The sequence below is a fragment of the Actinacidiphila acididurans genome (assembly GCF_016918855.1).
Taxonomy (GTDB): Bacteria; Actinomycetota; Actinomycetes; order Streptomycetales; family Streptomycetaceae; genus Actinacidiphila; species Actinacidiphila acididurans.
In genome coordinates this window covers 711,457-729,037 of record NZ_JADKYB010000001.1, presented here as the reverse complement: position 1 = coordinate 729,037, position 17,581 = coordinate 711,457, and the positions used below count along the sequence as shown (strand labels likewise).

The 17,581-nt window shown below is 73.5% G+C and carries 13 protein-coding genes; 8 read left to right on the top strand and 5 right to left on the bottom strand.

The window, feature by feature from the left end:
• On the bottom strand, nt 1-1,458 hold a 1,458-nt coding region (locus ITX44_RS42035), incomplete at its 3' end, for an IPT/TIG domain-containing protein (protein ID WP_205355366.1).
• 569 nt (nt 1,459-2,027) lie between these two features.
• Here ITX44_RS42035 and ITX44_RS40715 point away from each other — a divergent pair.
• Complete coding sequence (locus tag ITX44_RS40715; RefSeq protein WP_236060001.1) at nt 2,028-2,246, top strand: hypothetical protein; 219 nt, start codon at nt 2,028-2,030, stop codon at nt 2,244-2,246.
• Nucleotides 2,247-2,262: 16 nt separating this feature from the next.
• On the opposite strand, the gene ITX44_RS03140 is transcribed toward ITX44_RS40715, so the two are convergent.
• From ITX44_RS03140 to ITX44_RS40710, 3 genes are all read right to left on the bottom strand, one after another.
• The gene (locus ITX44_RS03140) at nt 2,263-3,285 is read right to left on the bottom strand and encodes a TolB family protein (RefSeq protein WP_205355435.1); all 1,023 of its coding nucleotides are present in this window, start codon (nt 3,283-3,285) and stop codon (nt 2,263-2,265) included.
• Between the two features lie 53 nt (nt 3,286-3,338).
• A complete protein-coding gene (locus tag ITX44_RS03135; RefSeq protein WP_205355365.1) occupies nt 3,339-4,613 on the bottom strand; it encodes an MFS transporter in 1,275 nt (424 codons plus the stop codon).
• Nucleotides 4,614-4,703: 90 nt separating this feature from the next.
• Entirely contained in the window at nt 4,704-6,017 is a 1,314-nt protein-coding gene (locus ITX44_RS40710) for a glycosyltransferase family 2 protein (RefSeq protein ID WP_307795061.1), read from the bottom strand.
• A 413-nt stretch (nt 6,018-6,430) separates the two neighbouring features.
• Between ITX44_RS40710 and ITX44_RS03125 the strand changes: the two genes are divergently transcribed.
• The 7 genes from ITX44_RS03125 (at nt 6,431) to ITX44_RS03095 (ending at nt 16,777) form a co-directional block, all read left to right on the top strand.
• On the top strand, nt 6,431-7,537 hold the full coding sequence (locus tag ITX44_RS03125; RefSeq protein WP_205355364.1) for a Gfo/Idh/MocA family protein: 1,107 nt from the start codon (nt 6,431-6,433) through the stop codon (nt 7,535-7,537).
• A gap of 127 nt (nt 7,538-7,664) precedes the next feature.
• Entirely contained in the window at nt 7,665-8,687 is a 1,023-nt protein-coding gene (locus ITX44_RS03120; protein ID WP_205355363.1) for an NAD-dependent epimerase/dehydratase family protein, read from the top strand.
• The gene (locus ITX44_RS03115; RefSeq protein WP_205355362.1) at nt 8,684-9,820 is read left to right on the top strand and encodes a DegT/DnrJ/EryC1/StrS family aminotransferase; all 1,137 of its coding nucleotides are present in this window, start codon (nt 8,684-8,686) and stop codon (nt 9,818-9,820) included. Before ITX44_RS03120 ends, ITX44_RS03115 begins: the two co-directional genes overlap by 4 nt.
• A complete protein-coding gene (locus tag ITX44_RS03110) occupies nt 9,817-11,067 on the top strand; it encodes an acetyltransferase (protein ID WP_205355361.1) in 1,251 nt (416 codons plus the stop codon). Before ITX44_RS03115 ends, ITX44_RS03110 begins: the two co-directional genes overlap by 4 nt.
• A complete protein-coding gene (locus ITX44_RS03105) occupies nt 11,064-12,179 on the top strand; it encodes a DegT/DnrJ/EryC1/StrS family aminotransferase (protein WP_205355360.1) in 1,116 nt (371 codons plus the stop codon). Before ITX44_RS03110 ends, ITX44_RS03105 begins: the two co-directional genes overlap by 4 nt.
• A gap of 166 nt (nt 12,180-12,345) precedes the next feature.
• Entirely contained in the window at nt 12,346-15,693 is a 3,348-nt protein-coding gene (locus ITX44_RS03100) for a DUF4082 domain-containing protein (RefSeq protein ID WP_205355359.1), read from the top strand.
• Between the two features lie 37 nt (nt 15,694-15,730).
• Nucleotides 15,731-16,777 carry a glycosyltransferase family 2 protein gene (locus ITX44_RS03095; RefSeq protein WP_205355358.1) on the top strand — a complete coding sequence of 349 codons (1,047 nt, stop codon included), beginning with the start codon at nt 15,731-15,733 and terminating at the stop codon, nt 16,775-16,777.
• Nucleotides 16,778-16,812: 35 nt separating this feature from the next.
• Here the strand turns inward: ITX44_RS03095 and ITX44_RS03090 are convergent, their stop codons facing one another.
• The gene (locus tag ITX44_RS03090) at nt 16,813-17,481 is read right to left on the bottom strand and encodes a hypothetical protein (RefSeq protein ID WP_205355357.1); all 669 of its coding nucleotides are present in this window, start codon (nt 17,479-17,481) and stop codon (nt 16,813-16,815) included.
• Between the last annotated feature and the right edge of the window lie 100 nt (nt 17,482-17,581).

The following is a 17,581-nucleotide window of genomic DNA, read 5'->3' as shown; positions in this document are numbered from 1 at the left end:
GGGCTTCATGGGGGCGGGGAGGGTGGTGCGGACGGAGGCCGAGTCGAGGGTGGCGGGGCCGTGGTTGGTGAGGGTGAGGGTGTAGGCGATGCGGCCGCCGAGGAGGCCGGGCTGGGGGTCGGCGGACAGGGCGACGGAGAGGTCGGCTTCGGTGACGACGTAGGTGAAGCGGTCGGCCGGGGTGACGGGGCTGGTGCCGGCCGGGGTGGTGACCTGGATGTCGACCGTGCCGGGGGTGCCGGGCGGGGCGACGGCGGTGCAGGTGGTGGCGGTGCAGTCCACGCCGGTGGCCGGGTGGCCGGGGCCGAAGGTGACGGAGGTGGCGCCGGCCAGGTCCGTGCCGGTGATCGCGACAGGGGTGCCGCCGGCGGGCGCGCCGGAGGCGGGGTTCACCGAGGTGACGGTGGGGGCGGGGGTGGGGGGCAGCGGGGTGAAGGACAGGGCCAGGCCGATCGGGTTGCGGCCGACGGGGCTGGTGGCGGTCACGGTGAGGGTGGCGGTGTCGATCGTGCTGACGTCGTTGGAGCCGAGGCCGGTGGCGTAGACGTGGGCGCCGTCGGGGGCGACGGCAACGCCCTGCGGGTTGGTGGCCACGGGGACGGTGGCGGTCACCGTGTTCGTGGCGGTGTCCAGGACGGAGACGCTGTTGGCGGGACCGTCGGCGACGTAGAGCTCGCTGCCGTCGGGGGACGCGGCCAGCGCGTAGGGCGGGGCGTCCAGAGGAACGGTCGCGGCGACCGTTTCGGTGGCGGTGTCGATCACCGACAGGGCGGAGCCGCTGATGTCTGCGACGTAGACATGGGCGCCGTCGGGGGTGATCGCGAGGGCGACCGGTACGGAACCGGCGGGGATCGTGGCGAGCGGCGCGTCGGTGGCGGTGTCGATCACCGTGACGGTCCCGCTGCTGCTGGCGACGTAGACGCGGGACCCGTCGGGAGTGACGGCGACAGCGTCCGGGCCCTGGCCGACCGGCACGGAGGCGACGACCGTGTTCGTGGCCGTGTCGATGACCGCGACGGCGGCGGTGCCGAGGTCGGCCACATAGGCGAGGGAGCCGTCCGGGGTGACCGCGACCGCGGTGGGGCTGGCCCCCACGGTCACGGTGGCCGTCACCGTGTCGGTGGCCGTGTCGATCACGGACACGGTGTTGGAGGCGATGTTCGGCACGTACACCCGCGTGCCGTCCGCGGAGCCCGCGGCGCCCTGGGGGCCGCCCCCGACGGGCACGGTCGCGGTGACCGTACCGGTCGAGGTGTCCAGAACGGAGACGGTGTTGTCGCCGTCGTTGGCCACGTACGCGGTCGTCGTGCCGGCCTGGCCCTGCGGGGCGGCCTGGGCGGCCGGCGCGGCGCCGGTCAGGGCGGCGGTCAGGCCGAGCGCGGCGGCCGCGGCTATCGCGCCGCCGGTCCGGGACAGCCGTCGGCGGCGGCCGCCGCGGACGGGGACGGTCGAGGTCATGCGCGTTTCCCCCCTCGGGTCGCCCGCGACGGCGGACGCCCGGAGGGGCCCTGCGAACCGCCGCGGTGCGGATGGCACTTCGTGCACGCGGGGTCGGCCGCTCCCCCGCCGGCTCACGGCGGCAGCCTGCGGCCCTGACCGGCGCCCGTCGTGTCACCCGCGACGCCGTGATCGCCCACCGCGATGCAACGCGCACGGTACGTTGCCACGCCCGCGGCCGAGCCGCACCGGAATCGCCGCAAACGGCCGGTCTGCGACCGTGCTGCGCCAGGGAAGGCGCCGCAATTGCCGCTCCATGCGCCGCCGGACCTCCTGGTCGGCCCCTCTCCAAGGGGAGAGCCGAGCGCTGTCGGACCCCTGTGGTTCGGTAAGGGCACCCGGACTCCGCCGGGACAGCGCGGACCGGAAGGAAGAAGGGGACACGTGGGTACTTGGGGCAGCGGGAACTTCCAGAGCGACACTGCGGCCGATCATCTGTCGATCGTGGTCGGGCGGCTGGTGGGGGAAGTGGCCGAGGCGATGGCGGGTGATCCGGAGGGGATCGAGCCGGACGAGTACTGGGGGTTGCCGTGCCGTGCAACGTCGAGTTGCTGTACGTCCTGGCGCGGGCGGGTTACGGGGCCGAGGGTCTGCCGAGGGCGGAGGTCGTGGCGGAGTGGAAGCGGGCCTTCCTGGAGGTGTGGGAGGGGGCGATCGACGAGCTGGAGCCGACATCGGAGCACCGGCGGGAGCGGCTCGCGGTGCTGAACCGTACCTTCGACCAGCTCGCCGAGGTCGCCGCCGAGTAGCGCGAGGCGCCACGGGTCACAGCGGCGCCGGGGAGGACGCGCCGGGCAGGAGGAGGTGGGGGGTGCCGGTGCCGTCGGCGGGGACGGTCCACAGGTCGGTGCTGGTGGTGTCGCCCTGGGTGGGGAGGGCGTAGGCGAGGGTGTCGTTGTCGAGCCAGGTGGCCTGGTCGTCGACGCTGCGGTGTTCGGCCAGCGGGGTCTGGCGCAGGGTGCGCAGGTCGAGGACGTACTCGTGCCAGAGGGAGGCGCCGGCCAGCACGCGCTTCTTGAAGGCGACGCGGGTGCCGTCCGGGGACAGCGAGGGGCATTCGACGTTCTGGACGCCGGTGTCGGTGAGGGTGCGGCGGGTGATGGAGCCCTTGACGAGGTGGGTCTTCCCGGCAGTGGCGAGGGTGGCGTAGAAGGTGTCGTCGTCGCTGGCGAAGGTGACGCCCCAGATGTTGGTGTCCACCGCGTGGTAGGGCTGCCCGGCCAGGGTGATGGCGAAGTCCTCCAGGTTGGGCAGCAGGTGCCAGGTGCGGGTGTCGAGGATCGAGGTGCGGGTGGAGAAGAAGGCGGCGCCGTAGGACTCGCCGCCGACGAAGACCGTCCAGGCGGCGAGGCGGCCGCTGGGCGAGACGCGGGCCCGGCTGGGGACGCCGGCCAGCGGGAAGGTGCGCCGGGTGTGGAGGGCCGCGTCGGTGATCACGGCCTTGCCGGTACGGGCCAGCACGCCGAGCCCGGAGCGCAGGCAGACCCCGGTGCCGGCGGCGGCGTAGAAGCGGGCGCAGTCCAGGGTGGAGGCGGTACGGGTGCCGCCGGGCGCGCCGGCGGGGACCGTGGTCACCCGGCCGCGGTAGGGGCCGTGGGCGGCGTTGACGAAGGCGACCTGGCCGGTGCGGGTCAGGCTGACGGTGCCGGCGGCCACGGCCGGGCCGCCGGCCCGCGGCTTGTTCCGGTCGGCGGCGCGGGATGCGGCGTGCAGCACGAAGCCGGTGCCGAGGCCGGCCAGCAGCAGGACCGCGATCCCGAGGATCAGCAGCCGGCGTGCCGTACTCATCGGCACCCGCTCCACGGCCACCGTTTCCGCAGGTCCCTCGGCGTGTCGTTCACTCATGCGGTCTTCTCCCCGGGGCGCAGGACGACGGCGGCGAGGGCGGCGCACACGAGCAGCCCGGCGGCGGAGGCGAACAGGGCCCGGCCGTCGCCCCAGGCCGTCCAGGCCGCGCCGAAGGCGAGCGAGCAGCAGAAGCGGGCCAGCGCCTGGCCGGTGCCGACCAGGGCGAGGCCGCTGCCGCGCAGGTGGGCGGGTACGACATCGGCGACGGCGGCCGGCAGCACGCCGTCGGTGGCCGCGTAGAAAGTGCCGTGCAGCGCGAGCACCGCGTACGGCAGGGCGGGCGTGCCGGGGGCCCACAGCAGCAGGCCGTAGGCGGCGAGCAGTCCGGCGTGTCCGGCGAGGAAGACGACACGCCGGCCGATCCGGTCGGCGAGCACCCCGGCGGGCACGGCGAGCAGCAGGAAGACGGCGGAGGTGCCGAGCGGCAGCAGCGGGAAGAACTCCTCGGGGATGCCCGCCCGGTGCTGGAGCAGCAGGTAGACGAAGGCGTCGCTGACCGTGGTCAGGCCCAGCAGGACCGCGCAGCCGGCCAGCGCCCGCAGCCGGGGCACGCGCAGCAGACGCAGCGCCTCGCGCAGGTCGGTCCGAGCCGGGGCCGCGCCCGGGTCGGTGCCGTCGCCGTCGGCGGACAGCCGGCCACGGCCGGGGACGAACAGCACGAGGACCAGGACGCCGAGCACCGCGACGCAGGAACTCACCCCGAACACCGCGTCGTATCCGTCGGTGGCGGCGCGCAGGATGAGGAAGGCGGTCATGGGGCCGAGCACCGCGCCGGTGGTGTCCATCGCGCGGTGCACACCGAAGGCGCGGCCGCGGCGCTCGGGCGGGGTGGACAGGGAGATCAGGGCGTCGCGGGGCGAGGTGCGCAGGCCCTTGCCGGTGCGTTCCAGGGCGAGCACCACGCCGAGCGGGCCGAGGCTCTTGGCGAACAGCAGCAGCGGCTTGCACAGCGCGGACAGACCGTAGCCGAGGCCGGCGATCAGCTTGTGGCTGCGGATACGGTCGGCGAGGTGGCCGCCGGTGAGCTGCACCAGGGCGCTGACCCCGTTGTAGACGCCGTCCAGGGTGCCGAAGCCGAGCGGGCTCAGGCCGAGCCCGGTCACCAGGTACAGCGGCAGCACCGCGGTGACCATCTCCGAGGAGATGTCGGTGACCAGGCTGACGGCGCCCAGGGCCAGCACGACCGAGGAGACGGCCGGCGCCCGGCCGCGACCCGGGCCGCGAGCGGTGGCCGCCGCGGTCGGGGCGGCGCGGTCCGCGAGATACATGGTTCAGGTCCCCCCTGATCGGTCCCGGCCCGGTGCTGTGCCGGGCCGGTGTGCTGCGGTGGTGCGGTGCGGTCGGCCGGTGGAGTGCGGTCAGCCGGTGCGGCTGCTCTCGTCGCGCAGCCAGGTGCCGAAGTCCCCACTGCGGACGGCCTTGCGCGATGTGCGCCGGGCCACCACCGCAACCGTGACGAACACGGCCATGTGCGGCAGCAGCCACGGTTCGGCGCGCAGCACCCGGCGCAGGTCGGCGGTAGTGGTGCGGGCGGACGGCGGAGTGGTCGCGAAGTCATCGGCGGGCGTGGCGGGTTGGGTGGATCCGGTGAGTCCCGCAGGTTCGGTGGATCCGGCACATGCGTCAGGTCCGGCTGACTCGGTCCTCGTCGGCCCGGCCGGTTCGGTGGATACGGCTGGCCCGGTCGGTCCGGCTGGCTCGGTCGGTCCGGCTGGCTCGGTCGGTCCGGACTGCCCCGTGAGCGTGGCCTGTTCGGTGCCTGGGAAGGGCAGCGTACGCGACGTGGCTGTGGCCGGGGCGGGCTCGGGCGGCCCGGCCGGTTCGGTGGATACGGCCGGCCCGGTCGGCCCGGACTCCCCCGTGCGCGCGGCCTGTTCGGGGCGCGCGGAGGGCGGCGTACGCGACGCCGCTGTGGCCGGGGAGACGGGCGCGGGCGCGGCGTCGGGGGACGGTACGGGGCCGGCCGGGGATGGAGACGCGGGCCCGGCGGAGGCCGGAAGCGGAACGTTTCCCTGGGCCTGCTGGGCCTCGAGCTGCGCGGAGGAGGTCTCTGCGCGTACCCGGCGGCGGATCAGATCGGCCCAGGTGCGCGGGGGATGGACGGTGACGCGGGTGCCGTCGACCACGCGCCGCTCGTCCGGGGTGAAGGCGAGGGAGGCGGCCAGATCGTCGGCCATGAGGGGCGGCAGGGTGGCGATCCGGGCGTGTCCCTCCCGGGAGACGGCGATGACCCCCCTGCCGAACAGCCCCTCGCGCACCGCGGGCAACCGCTGCCACACGCGGTAATAGGCCCGCACCGGCCAGGCGCAGCCGGTCATGGGCAGGTGGCGGGCGGGCGCCGCCGCGAGCACGCCCGAGCCGTCGGCGACCGCGCCGGCCAGCGCCCGCACGTCCCTGCCGTCGAGTTCCACGTCGGCGTCCACGTACAGCCGCGGGAAGCCCCGGGCGTGCTCGTCGCCGGCCCGCAGCGCGGCGTGCTTGGACGGAAGCGGAATCTCCACCACGCGTACGCCGGGGTGTGCGCCGGCGATCGCGGCGGTGTCGTCCGTACAGCCGTTGCACACCACCACGATGTCCGGCACGTCCCCCACCTCGGTGTCCGCCAGCAGAGCGGCCAGCAGCCGGCCGATGACCCGTGCCTCGTTGTGTGCCGGTATCACGATGCTCGTCACGAGGGTGAGTATGCAGCCGGAATCAGCCGTGTCGTCGACTGTTTCGTCCAAGTCTCCCCCGAGCTGGAGTCGGTGGTCTAGATTGGGCGTCGCGGAACCGGTTTGCACGGAGCGTGTCGCTCCGTCGTATCGGTTGCGATCGCAGGGGGTTGTGCGAGTACGTCTGCTGCGACAGCAGTGCACGAAGGGCGCAAGCCGGGCCATATCCACGAGCCCGGTCGGATCACGTGTCACCGCATGTGCCGCCTCGCGTGGCACACGACCACATCACGACGTTTCACAGTCGGCAGCTCGCCGGGTCCGGGCGTGGGGACGCCCAGGGGACCGGGCGGAGTTCGGGGATCTGGGGGGTATCGATGACCGCTGCACGGGTCGCGCCCGGGCAGGAAGCACAAAACGGTATACGTGGCGACATGCGCCGCGGTCCGCGTGAGGACGCGAAGAGCGACGCGGGCGGCACGGGCGCCGGGGCCGAGGGCACCCTGGGGGTCGCCGTGGTCGGGGCCGGCTACTGGGGCCCGAACCTGGTGCGCAACTTCCAGGCCAGCGAGCACTTCCGGCTGCGCTGGCTGTGCGACCTGGACGAGGACCGGGCCCACCGGGTGCTCGGCGGCTACTCCACGGTGCGGGCCACTTCGGACTACGCGGCGGTGCTCGCCGACCCCGAGGTGCAGGCGGTGGCGGTGGCCACCCCGGCCGGTACGCACCTGGAGGTCGCGCTGGCGGCGGTGCGGGCCGGCAAGCACGTGCTGGTGGAGAAGCCGCTCGCGGCCACGTACGCGGACGGCGCCCGGCTGGTGGCCGAGGCCGAGGACCGCGGGCTGACCCTGATGTGCGATCACACCTACTGCTACACCCCGGCGGTGGGCCGGATCCGGGAGCTGGTGCACTCCGGCGAGCTGGGCGAGATCCACTTCGTGGACTCGGTACGGATCAACCTGGGGCTGGTGCAGAAGGACATCGACGTGCTGTGGGACCTGGCCCCGCACGACCTGTCGATCCTGGACTTCATCCTGCCCGAGAACGTGGAGCCGGTCGCGGTGGCCGCGCACGGCGCGGACCCGATCGGCGCCGGACGCGCCTGCGTGTCGTACCTGACGCTCCAGCTCAACACCGGCGCGATCGCCCACGTGCACGTGAACTGGCTCTCGCCCACGAAGGTCCGCACCACCATGGTCGGCGGCGCCAAGCGCACCCTGATCTGGGACGACCTCAATCCGGCGCAGCGGCTCACGGTGTTCGACCGCGGCGTGGACCTGGCGGCGCCGCAGGAGATCGGGCCGAGCGAGCGGCGGGACATGCTGATCTCCTACCGGTCGGGCGACATGGTGGCGCCGGCGCTGAAGGAGAAGGAGGCGCTGCGCAGCATGGTGGACGAGTTCGCGGCCGCCATCACCGAGGGCCGGCCGGCGCTGACCGACGGGCACGCGGGCCTGCGCGTACTGGACATCCTCGAAGCGGCCTCGCGGAGCCTGGAGTTCCGCGGCGCCGTGGTGGGCCTGCGGGCCGGACGGCGCTGACGGGCCGTGCGCGCCCGGCCGTCGAGGCGGCCGGGCGCGCACGGGCGAGCGGGTCGTCGACCGAAGCAACAGACCGGGCAACGGGATCCGCCGCGGGGCGCGGCGGCCACGAGTGGGGGGAAGAGGGTTGAGCACGGTACGAGGCTCCAAGGTCCTGGTCACCGGGGGCGCCGGCACGATCGGGTCGCACGTGGTGGACCTGCTGGTGGCCGGCGGCGCGCGGCAGATCGTGGTGCTGGACAACTTCGTCCGGGGCCGGCGGGAAAACCTGGCGTCCGCGCTGGCCAGTGGCGTGGTGGAGGTGGTGGACGGCGACATCCGCGACAGCGCCGCGGTCCACAAGCTCACCGAGGGCGCCGACCTGGTCTTCCACCTGGCCGCCATCCGCATCACCCAGTGCGCCGAAGAGCCGCGGCTGGCCAACGAGGTGCTGGTGGACGGCACGTTCAACGTCCTGGAGGCGGCCGCGGCGGCCGGCGTCGGCAAGGTGATCGCCTCGTCCTCGGCGTCGGTGTACGGGCTGGCCGAAAGCTTCCCCACCGACGAGCGGCACCACCCGTACAACAACGACACCTTCTACGGCGCCGCAAAGGCGTTCAACGAGGGGATGCTGCGCAGCTTCCACGCGATGTACGGGCTGGACTACGTGGCCCTGCGGTACTTCAACGTCTACGGGCCGCGGATGGACATCCACGGCCTGTACACCGAGGTGCTGATCCGCTGGATGGAGCGGATCGAGGCGGGCCGGCCGCCGCTGATCCTGGGCGACGGCGCCCAGACGATGGACTTCGTGGACGTCCGCGACATCGCGCGCGCCAATGTGCTGGCCGCCGAGTCCGACCTGACCGACGAGGTGTTCAACGTCGCGGGCGGCACCGAGACGTCGCTGCGCGAACTGGCGCTGGCGCTGATCGAGGCGATGGGCGGGCAGGCGGAGCTGGAGTACGGTCCGGCGCGCGCGGTCAACGGGGTGACGCGGCGGCTCGCCGACACCACGCGGGCCGCCGAGCGCCTGGGCTTCAGCGCGCGGATCGGGCTGCGGGAGGGGCTGCGGGACCTGGTCGCGTGGTGGCGCGCCGAGCGGGAACAGGCGGCGGCCGGCGGCAGCGGGACCGAGGGCGCGGCCGGGATCGCGGGAGCAGCCGGATGAAAGCGCGGATCCCGGTGATGACGCCCTGGCTCGGCGAGGAGGAGGCGCAGGCCGCGGCGGCGGCCGTGCTGTCCGGCTGGGTGGCGCAGGGGCCGCGGGTGGCCGAGTTCGAGCGGGCCTTCGCCGAGCGGGTGGGCGCCGACCACGGTGTCGCGGTCAGCTCGTGTACCACCGCCCTGCACCTGGCGCTGGTCACCATGGACCTCGGGCCGGGCGACGAGGTGGTGGTGCCGTCGCTGTCCTTCATCGCGACCGCCAACGTCGTGCGGTACGTGGGCGCTACGCCGGTCTTCGCGGACGTGGCCGCGGACACCGGCAATCTGACGGCGGCGAGTGTGGACGCGGTGCGCACCCCGCGGACCCGGGCGGTGCTCGCCGTCCACCAGGGCGGGGTACCGGCCGACGTGCACGCGCTGCGCGCCGCCTGCGCGGACTGGGGGGTGCCGCTCATCGAGGACGCGGCGTGCGCGATCGGCACGACCGTCGGCGGGAAGCCGGTCGGGCAGGGGGCGCTGCTGGCCGCCTGGTCCTTCCACCCGCGCAAGCTGGTCACCACCGGCGAGGGCGGCATGATCACCACGGACGACGCGGCGTGGGCGGAGCGGCTGCGGCGGCTGCGCGAGCACGGTATGAACGTTTCGGCCGCCCAGCGCCACGCCAGTAGCGCGCCCGTCCTCGAGCGGTATCTCGAAGTGGGCTTCAACTACCGGATGACCGACATCCAGGCGGCCGTGGGGCTGGTCCAGCTCGGCAAGCTGGACGCGATGATCGCCCGCCGCCGGGAGCTGGCGGCCCGGTACGAGTCGCTGCTCGCCGACGTGCCGGGCATCACCCCGGTGCGCGACCCGGAGTACGGCCGGGGCAACTTCCAGTCGTACTGGGTGCTGCCCGACCCGGACTTCCCGGTCGGCCGGGACGAGCTGCTGGCCGCCCTCGCCGCGGCGGGCGTCTCGGCCCGGCGCGGCATCATGGCCGCCCACCTGGAACCGGCCTACGCCGGTCACCCGCACGCCCCGCTCCCGGTCACCGAGCGGATCAGCACGGGTTCGCTGATCCTGCCGCTGTTCCACACCATGACCGAGGAGCAGCAGGACCGGGTGGTGGCGGTGCTGCGCGAACAGGCCGGCCGATGAGTGCGTACGGCGGCAGATCCGGTGGGCCGGCCGAGGACCTGCTGATCGTCGGCTCGGGCGGTTTCGGCCGGGAGACCGCGCAGGCCGTCGCGGATGTCAACGCCGCACTCGGGGCCCCGCGTTGGCGCCTGCTCGGCTTCCTCGACGACGACCCGGCACGGCACGGCAGCCGGGTCGACGGGCTGCCGGTGCTCGGCGACAGCGGCCTGGTGCACCGCATGCCCGAGGCGAAGGTGCTGGTCTGCGTCGGCAGCCCGCGCGGTTACGCGGCCCGCGCCCGGCTGGTGCGCCGGCTGGACCTGCCGCCGCAGCGGTACGCCACGGTCGTCCACCCGACCGCGGCCGTCTCCGGCAGTTCGGTGATCGGCCCCGGCTCGGTGCTGCTCGCGCACTGCGTGCTGACCGCGGCCGTATGGGTCGGCGCGCACGTGGCGGTCATGCCGCACACCGTCCTCACCCACGACGACGTGGTGGCCGACTTCGTCACCCTGGCCTCCGGAGTGCGGCTCGGCGGCGGGGCCCGGCTGGAGCGCGGCGCCTACATCGGCGCCGGGGCGCTGATCAGGGAGTACGCGACGGTCGGCGCCTGGTCGCTGATCGGCATGGGCAGCACGGTGCTGGCCGACGTCCCGCCCGGCGAGGTGTGGGCCGGCACCCCGGCCCGCCGGCTGCGCGCGGCCGGGGACGCGGAACTCGCCGAGCTCGCGACCGGACCGGTACGCGGGGACGACACCCGCGCGCCGGGCGGCACGGGTGACGGCGGCGGCATCGCCGCGGACGACCTGGACGGCACCGGCGGGCACGACACCGACGCCGACGACCGCACCGGCACCCGCAGCGACTTCGGCGGAAACGCCCCGCACCGCACCGACCCCGACACCGCGGCCCGCAACGACGCGGACCCGTACGCCACCGGCACCCGCACGGGCATCGACCGACACGATCCACACGGCACCGGCCCTGAAAACGCCCATCGCAACGACGCCGGCACGGACAGCATCGGCCACGACGCCACGAGCAGCCGAGACGGCGCAAGCGCGTACCGCACCGGCACCAGCACCACCTTCGGCGGGCACGAACCGCACCGCACCGGGCCCGACACCGACCCGCACAGCGGCAACGGCAACGGCAACGGCAGGAACCACCCGCACCGCACCGGCCGGGACGGCGCCGTCGCCGACCGGGGCCGGCAGACCTCGGACACCGGCGCGCGGCCGGACCTACGGATGGGGAGTCCAGCACTGTGAACCAGATCCCACTGGTGGACCTCAAGGCGGCGCACGCCGAGGTCGCCGAGGAAGTGCAGGCCGGGTTCCTGCGGGTGATGGCCGGCACCGCGTTCATCGGCGGCGAGGAAGTGCGCGCCTTCGAGCGGGAGTACGCGGCCTTCGCCGGGGTCGCGCACTGCGTGGGCGTCGCCAACGGCACCGACGCCCTGGAGCTGGCACTGCGCGCGAGCGGCGTCGGGCCGGGCCGGGAAGTGGTGCTGCCCGCGAACACGTTCATCGCCACGGCCGGCGCGGTGGCCAGGACCGGCGCCACCCCGGTGCTGGTGGACTGCGCCCCGGACACGTACCTGATGGACACGGCGGCGGCGCTGGCAGCCGTGGGCCCGGCCACCCGCGCGGTGGTGCCGGTGCACCTGTACGGGCAGTGCGCCGAGGTGGCCGAGCTGACCGCGGCGCTGCCGGCGCACGTACACGTGGTGGAGGACGCGGCGCAGAGCCAGGGCGCCACCCGCGAGGGCCGCTCGCCGGGCAGCGGCACCATCGCGGGGACCAGCTTCTACCCGGGCAAGAACCTGGGCGCGTACGGCGACGCGGGCGCGGTGCTGACCGACGACGAGGAGCGCGCCGCACTGGTCCGGGCGATCGCCAACCACGGCGGCGTGGCCAAGTACCGCCACGACGTGCCCGGTTTCAACAGCCGGCTGGACGGGCTCCAGGCGGTGGTGCTGCGGGCCAAGCTGGCCCGGCTCGAGGCGGCCAACACCGCCCGGCGGGCCGCGGCCGCCCGCTACGACTCCCTGCTCGCCGGTCTCGCCGACGCGGGCCGGGTGGTGCTGCCGGTCACCGCGCCCGGCAACGAGCATGTGTGGCACCTGTACGTGATCCAGGTCCTGGGCGCCGACCGCGACGACGTGGTCGGCAAGCTCAACGCCGAGGGCATCGGCGCGGGCGTGCACTATCCCGCGCCGGTCCACCTCACCCCCGCCTACGCCGGACTCGGCCACCGCCGCGGGGACTTCCCGCACGCGGAGGCCGTCGCCGACCGCATCCTGTCCCTCCCCCTCTACCCGCAGATCACCGCCGACCAGCAGCAGCGCGTGGTGGACGCGCTCACCGCCGCGCTTCGCTGAGCCGTATCCCCCCGCACCTGCGCACACAGCACACCGCACCCCGTACTCCCGCACCACGCCGCGTCACGTGCGCCGTACCACGGCCTGAAGCAGCCTTGCTTTCCCCGCACCACCAGGCACGACTCCGCCGCATCGAGCCGGGCCCTGCACCGCCTGAGAGGTACAGATGTTCGCAACCCGAAGACCCGTCAAGAGCGCCCTCGCTGCCCTGGTCGTCGCGCTGGCCGCGGCCGTCCTGCCGCTGACTCAGGTCAACGGCGCGGCCGCGGCCGATCCGTGCGGCACCGGCTCGAACCCGATCGTGTGCGAGAACTCCAAGCCCGGCACGCCGATGGAGGACTGGTTCGCACCCAACGCCTACGGAAACGTCCAGGGGTTCACCCAGCAGGTGAGCTTCCAGGCCGGTGACACCGTCCAGTTCAAGGTGCAGTCACCGGTCGCGTACCACGTGGAGATCTACCGGCTCGGCTACTACGGCGGCGACGGGGCCCGGGAGATGTCGACGGACACCCAGGCGGCCGTCACCTACCCGGCGAACTTCACCCGGGACGGCACCCCGGGCAGCCCGCCGGACAACACGGTGGTCGACGGCGAGCCCGACGGCAAGCCCCTGAAGTGCGCCACGGACACCACCTCCGGGCTGGTGGACTGCGGCAGCTGGCCGGTCACGGCGAGTTGGACAATCCCCTCCGACGCGGTCTCCGGCCTCTACATCGCCAACTTCGACCAGGTGGACGGCAACGGCGTGATGCCGTACCCGTTCGTGGTCCGCAGCGACGCCAGCCACTCGGACATCGTGGTGCAGACCGACGACGAGACGTGGCAGGCGTACAACAAGTGGAGCGGGCGGAATCTGTACGACGGCGACGGTCCCGCGCCGGACGGCCGTGCGTACCAGGTCAGTTACAACCGGCCGCTGGACATCGGCGGCGACAACGGCGTGTACGGCTCCGAGTACGAGATGCTGTACTGGCTGGAACGCAACGGCTACGACGTGAGCTACCTGTCCGGGCTGGACGTCTCGACCCGGCCGTCGGACCTGCTGAACCACAAGATGTTCATGTCCTCCGGGCACGACGAGTACTGGACGCAGGACCAGTTCAGCAATGTGCTCGCCGCCCGCAAGGCGGGGGTGAACGAGGCGTTCTTCAGCGGCAACGAGGTGTCGTGGAAGACCCGGTTCGCGCCCAGCATCGACGGCGCCAACACGGCCGGCCGCACCCTGGTCTGCTACAAGGAGACCAAGCTGGAACTGGCCCAGCCGGACGGCATCCCGGACCCGAGCAAGGTGTGGACCGGCACCTTCCTGGACCCGGGCGGCGCCGCGAAGGGCGACAGCTATCAGCCGCAGAACGTGCTCACCGGCTCGATGTTCATGGTCAACGGCTACCGCAGTGACGCGATCACCGTGCCGGGTGCGTACGCGAAGCTGCGGCTGTGGCGGAACACCACGGTCGCGAGCCTGACCTCGACGCAGACCGCGACCTTCCCGACCGGCACGCTGGGCTACGAGTGGGACAGCGACCTGGACAACAGCACCCGCCCGGCCGGGGAGATCGACCTGTCCTCGACCACGGTGGACATCACCGACGGCAAGTACCGGCTGGACTACGGCAACACGTACGGCAACGGCACCGCGACGCACAACCTGGTCGAGTTCCGCGACCAGACCTCGCACGCGCTGGTGTTCGGCGCCGGGACCGTGCAGTGGTCCTGGGGGCTGTCCAACGTGCCGACCGCCGACCCGGCCGCCACCGTGGTGACCGCCGACAAGCGGATGCAGCAGGCGACCGTGAACCTCCTCGCCGACATGGGAGTGCAGCCCAAGACGCTGCAGAGCGACCTGGTCGCGGCCACCGCGTCGGCCGACGTCGCCGGTCCGGTGGTCACCGTGACCAGTCCGGCGATCGGCACCACCGTCCCGGCGCTGCGGCCGGTCACCATCACCGGCACGGCCTCCGACGCCGGCGGCGTGGTCGCCCGGGTGGAGATCTCCACCGACGGCGGCAGCACCTGGCACGCGGTCAGCGGCCTGACGTCCTGGACGTACTCCTGGACGCCGACCACCACCGGCACCGCGCAGATCCAGGTGCGGGCGGTCGACGACAGCGTCAACCTCGGCACCACGACGAGCCTGCCGGTCAACGTCGGCCCGCAGCAGTGCCCCTGCACCGTGTTCCCGGCCACCGCGGTGCCGACCGTGGTCAACAGCGGTGACGGCGGCGCGGTCGAGCTCGGTGTGAAGTTCCGTGCCACCGCGGCGGGTTCCGTCACCGGTGTGCGGTTCTACAAGGCGCCGTTCAACACCGGTACGCACACCGGCAGCCTGTGGACCGCGTCCGGCCAGCGGCTGGCGACGGGGACCTTCACCAACGAGACGGCCTCCGGCTGGCAGCAGCTCAACTTCGCCACCCCGGTGCCGGTCAAGGCCAACACCACTTACGTCGCCTCCTACTTCGCGCCCGGCGGCGGCTACTCCTACGACGCGAACTACTTCGCCGGCGGGCCGGCCGGGCTCGCCCCGCTGACCGCGCTCCAGTCCGGCACGGACGGCGCCAACGGCGTGTACCACTACGGCGCTTCGGGCGGCTTCCCGACGACGGCGTCGAACGGCACCAACTACTGGGTCGACGTGATACTGGACACCTCCACGGCCAGCACGGTGCCGCCGGCGGTCACCAACACCTCGCCCAAGGCCAACTCGGTGAACCTGTCGATCACCACCCCGGTGTCGGTGACCTTCAGCGAGCCGATCGACACCGACACGATGGTGTTCAGCCTGAAGGACGCCGCCGGGAACATCGTGCCTGGCGCGAAGACGTATCCCGCGGCGAACAGCCTCTCCTTCGCCCCGTCCACCGAACTCGCGCTGAACACGACCTACACGGCCTCGGTGCAGGTGGACGACCTGTGGGGCAACCACATGGCGAGCCCGACCACCTGGTCGTTCACCACCAGCGCGTCGCCGCCGGCCGTGACCTGCCCGTGCACGCTGTGGCCGTCGGCCACGGTCCCGGCGAACACCGACATGACCGGCGACCCCAACTCGGTCGAGCTGGGCACCCGCTTCAAGTCGGCGGTCAGCGGCTGGATCACCGGCGTCACCTTCTACAAGGGCGCCGGGAACACCGGCACCCACACCGGCAGCCTGTGGGGCACGGACGGCACCCAGCTCGCCACCGGGACCTTCACCGGGGAGAGCGCCTCCGGGTGGCAACTGCTCAGCTTCGCGCACCCGGTGGCGGTCACGGCCGGCACCTCGTACGTGGTCTCCTACCACGCCCCGCACGGCAACTACGCGGTGGACGGCGGCTACTTCGCCGGCGCCCACCAGGCCTACCCGCTCACCGCCACGGTGGACGCCGCCGGCAGCAACAACGGCGTGTTCCGCTACGGCACCGACACGGCGTTCCCCGACAGCAGTTACGGGTCCGCCAACTACTGGGTGGCGCCGATCTTCAGCACCGCCCCGCCGCCGCTTCCGCCGGCGGGCACCACGACCGAGATCCATTGAGTCAGGGTTCAGCAGTCCAGGAGATTGGCAGCCATCGATGAGCAGCGTCAGCGTCGTGATCCCCTGCTACAAGTACGGCCATTTCCTGGCCGACTGCGTCAGCAGTGTGCTGGACGAACAGGACGGTCTCGACGTACGGGTGCTGATCATCGACGACGCGTCTCCGGACGACTCGGCGGAGGCCGCCCACAAGCTGGCGGCCTCCGACCCGAGGATCGAGGTGCGCGTCCACGAACGGAACAAGGGCCACATAGCTACGTACAACGAGGGCCTGCTGGAGTGGGCGGACGGCGACTACGTGGTGCTGCTGTCCGCCGACGACCGGCTGGTGCCGGGGGCGCTGGTGCGTGCCGCCGCGCTGCTGGACGCCCATCCCGAGGTGGGCTTCTGCTACGGCCGGCCGCTGCGTTTCCGGCACGGCGGGCCGCTGCCCCCGGCGCGCACCAAGACGACCGGCAGCGCGGTCTACCCGGGCCGGTGGTGGCTGGAGCGCAGGTTCCGCGAGGGCACCGGCTGCATCACCTCACCCGAGGTGGTGGTGCGCACCGCGCTCCAGCGCGAGGTCGGCGGCTACGACCCGGCGCTGCCGCACGCCGGGGACATCGAGATGTGGATGCGGCTGGCAGCGCACGCGGACGTCGGCTACGTGCGCGGCGCGGACCAGGCGTATTACCGGGTGCACGGCGCCAACATGTCCACCGTCGACTTCGGCGGACAGCTCGACGACCTGCGGCAGCGGCGGGCCGCCTTCGAGGCGGTGCTGGCCAAGTGCGCCGGGCAACTCCCGGACGCCGAGCGGCTGTCGGGGATGGTGCACACCAAGCTGGCCCGCGCCGCGCTGCGCCGGGCCTGCCGGGCGTACGACCGCGGCCGCACCGACGTGGTGCCGGTCGAGGAGCTGGTGGAGTTCGCGCGGGACTGCCTGCCCGGCTTCGAGGGGCTGCCGGAGTACCGGGGGCTGCGGCTGCGGCGCCGGATCGGCGCGAAGGCGATGCCCGCCCTTCAGCCGCTGGTGCTCTCGGCGGTGGCCGAGCGCGGCCGGGAGTGGCTGTGGTGGCAGTCCTGGAAGCGCCGGGGCCTGTGATGCGGGACGGGATTCCCCGGGGCGGGCGGGACCGCTCAGCGGGAGGCCATCGGCCGCAGCCTGGCCGCGGTGCGCCGCCACCGGCCGCCGCCGGCCCGGCGCCGGGTCAGGTACCGGTCGGTCCACAGCGCGGCCAGCAGGCCGCCAGTCAGGCCGATGATGCCCACCCCGGCCAGGGCGCGGGTCCTGGTGCCCAGGACCTGCGCGGCGTTCGGCGGCACCAGCAGGTCCACGCTCATCCGCGAGGCGGCCGGCACGTGCTCGGCGGCCTGCATCGCGTCCACGTGCCGGCTGTAGGCGGCGATGATCGCGCGGACCTCGGTGTCGGCCCGGCCCGGGTCGCCGAGCTGTGCCTGCACCTGGAGCGAGGGGATGAGGTAGGCCGGGGTGACGCTGGTGCCGCTGTTGCGCGGCAGCAGCCGGTAGGTGCCGTGGACGCCGGCCGCCCGCAGTTCGGCCTCCCCCGCGGGCGACTTGAGCTGCTGCACGACCGCGTAAGAGACAGCGGCCAGCGGCGGCTGGAGGTTCGCGAACTGGTTGGGCTGGTTGCCGGTCACCGGCGGCTTGAGCACGACGACCGCCGAACTCAGGTAGCGCGGGGCGGGCTTGAGCACGTGGTAGGCGCCCGCCGCGGTCAGCACCAGCGCGAGCAGCAGCACGTACCAGCGGCGCAGCAGTGCGAGGACCACCTCGCCAGGGGACATGCGACCTCCTCGGGTCGCCTCCGATACTGGCAGGACATCGCGGGCCTCGCCACCGAATCGGGCAAGCCACCGCAATGCGTACGCGCGGCGGTGCGGGCGG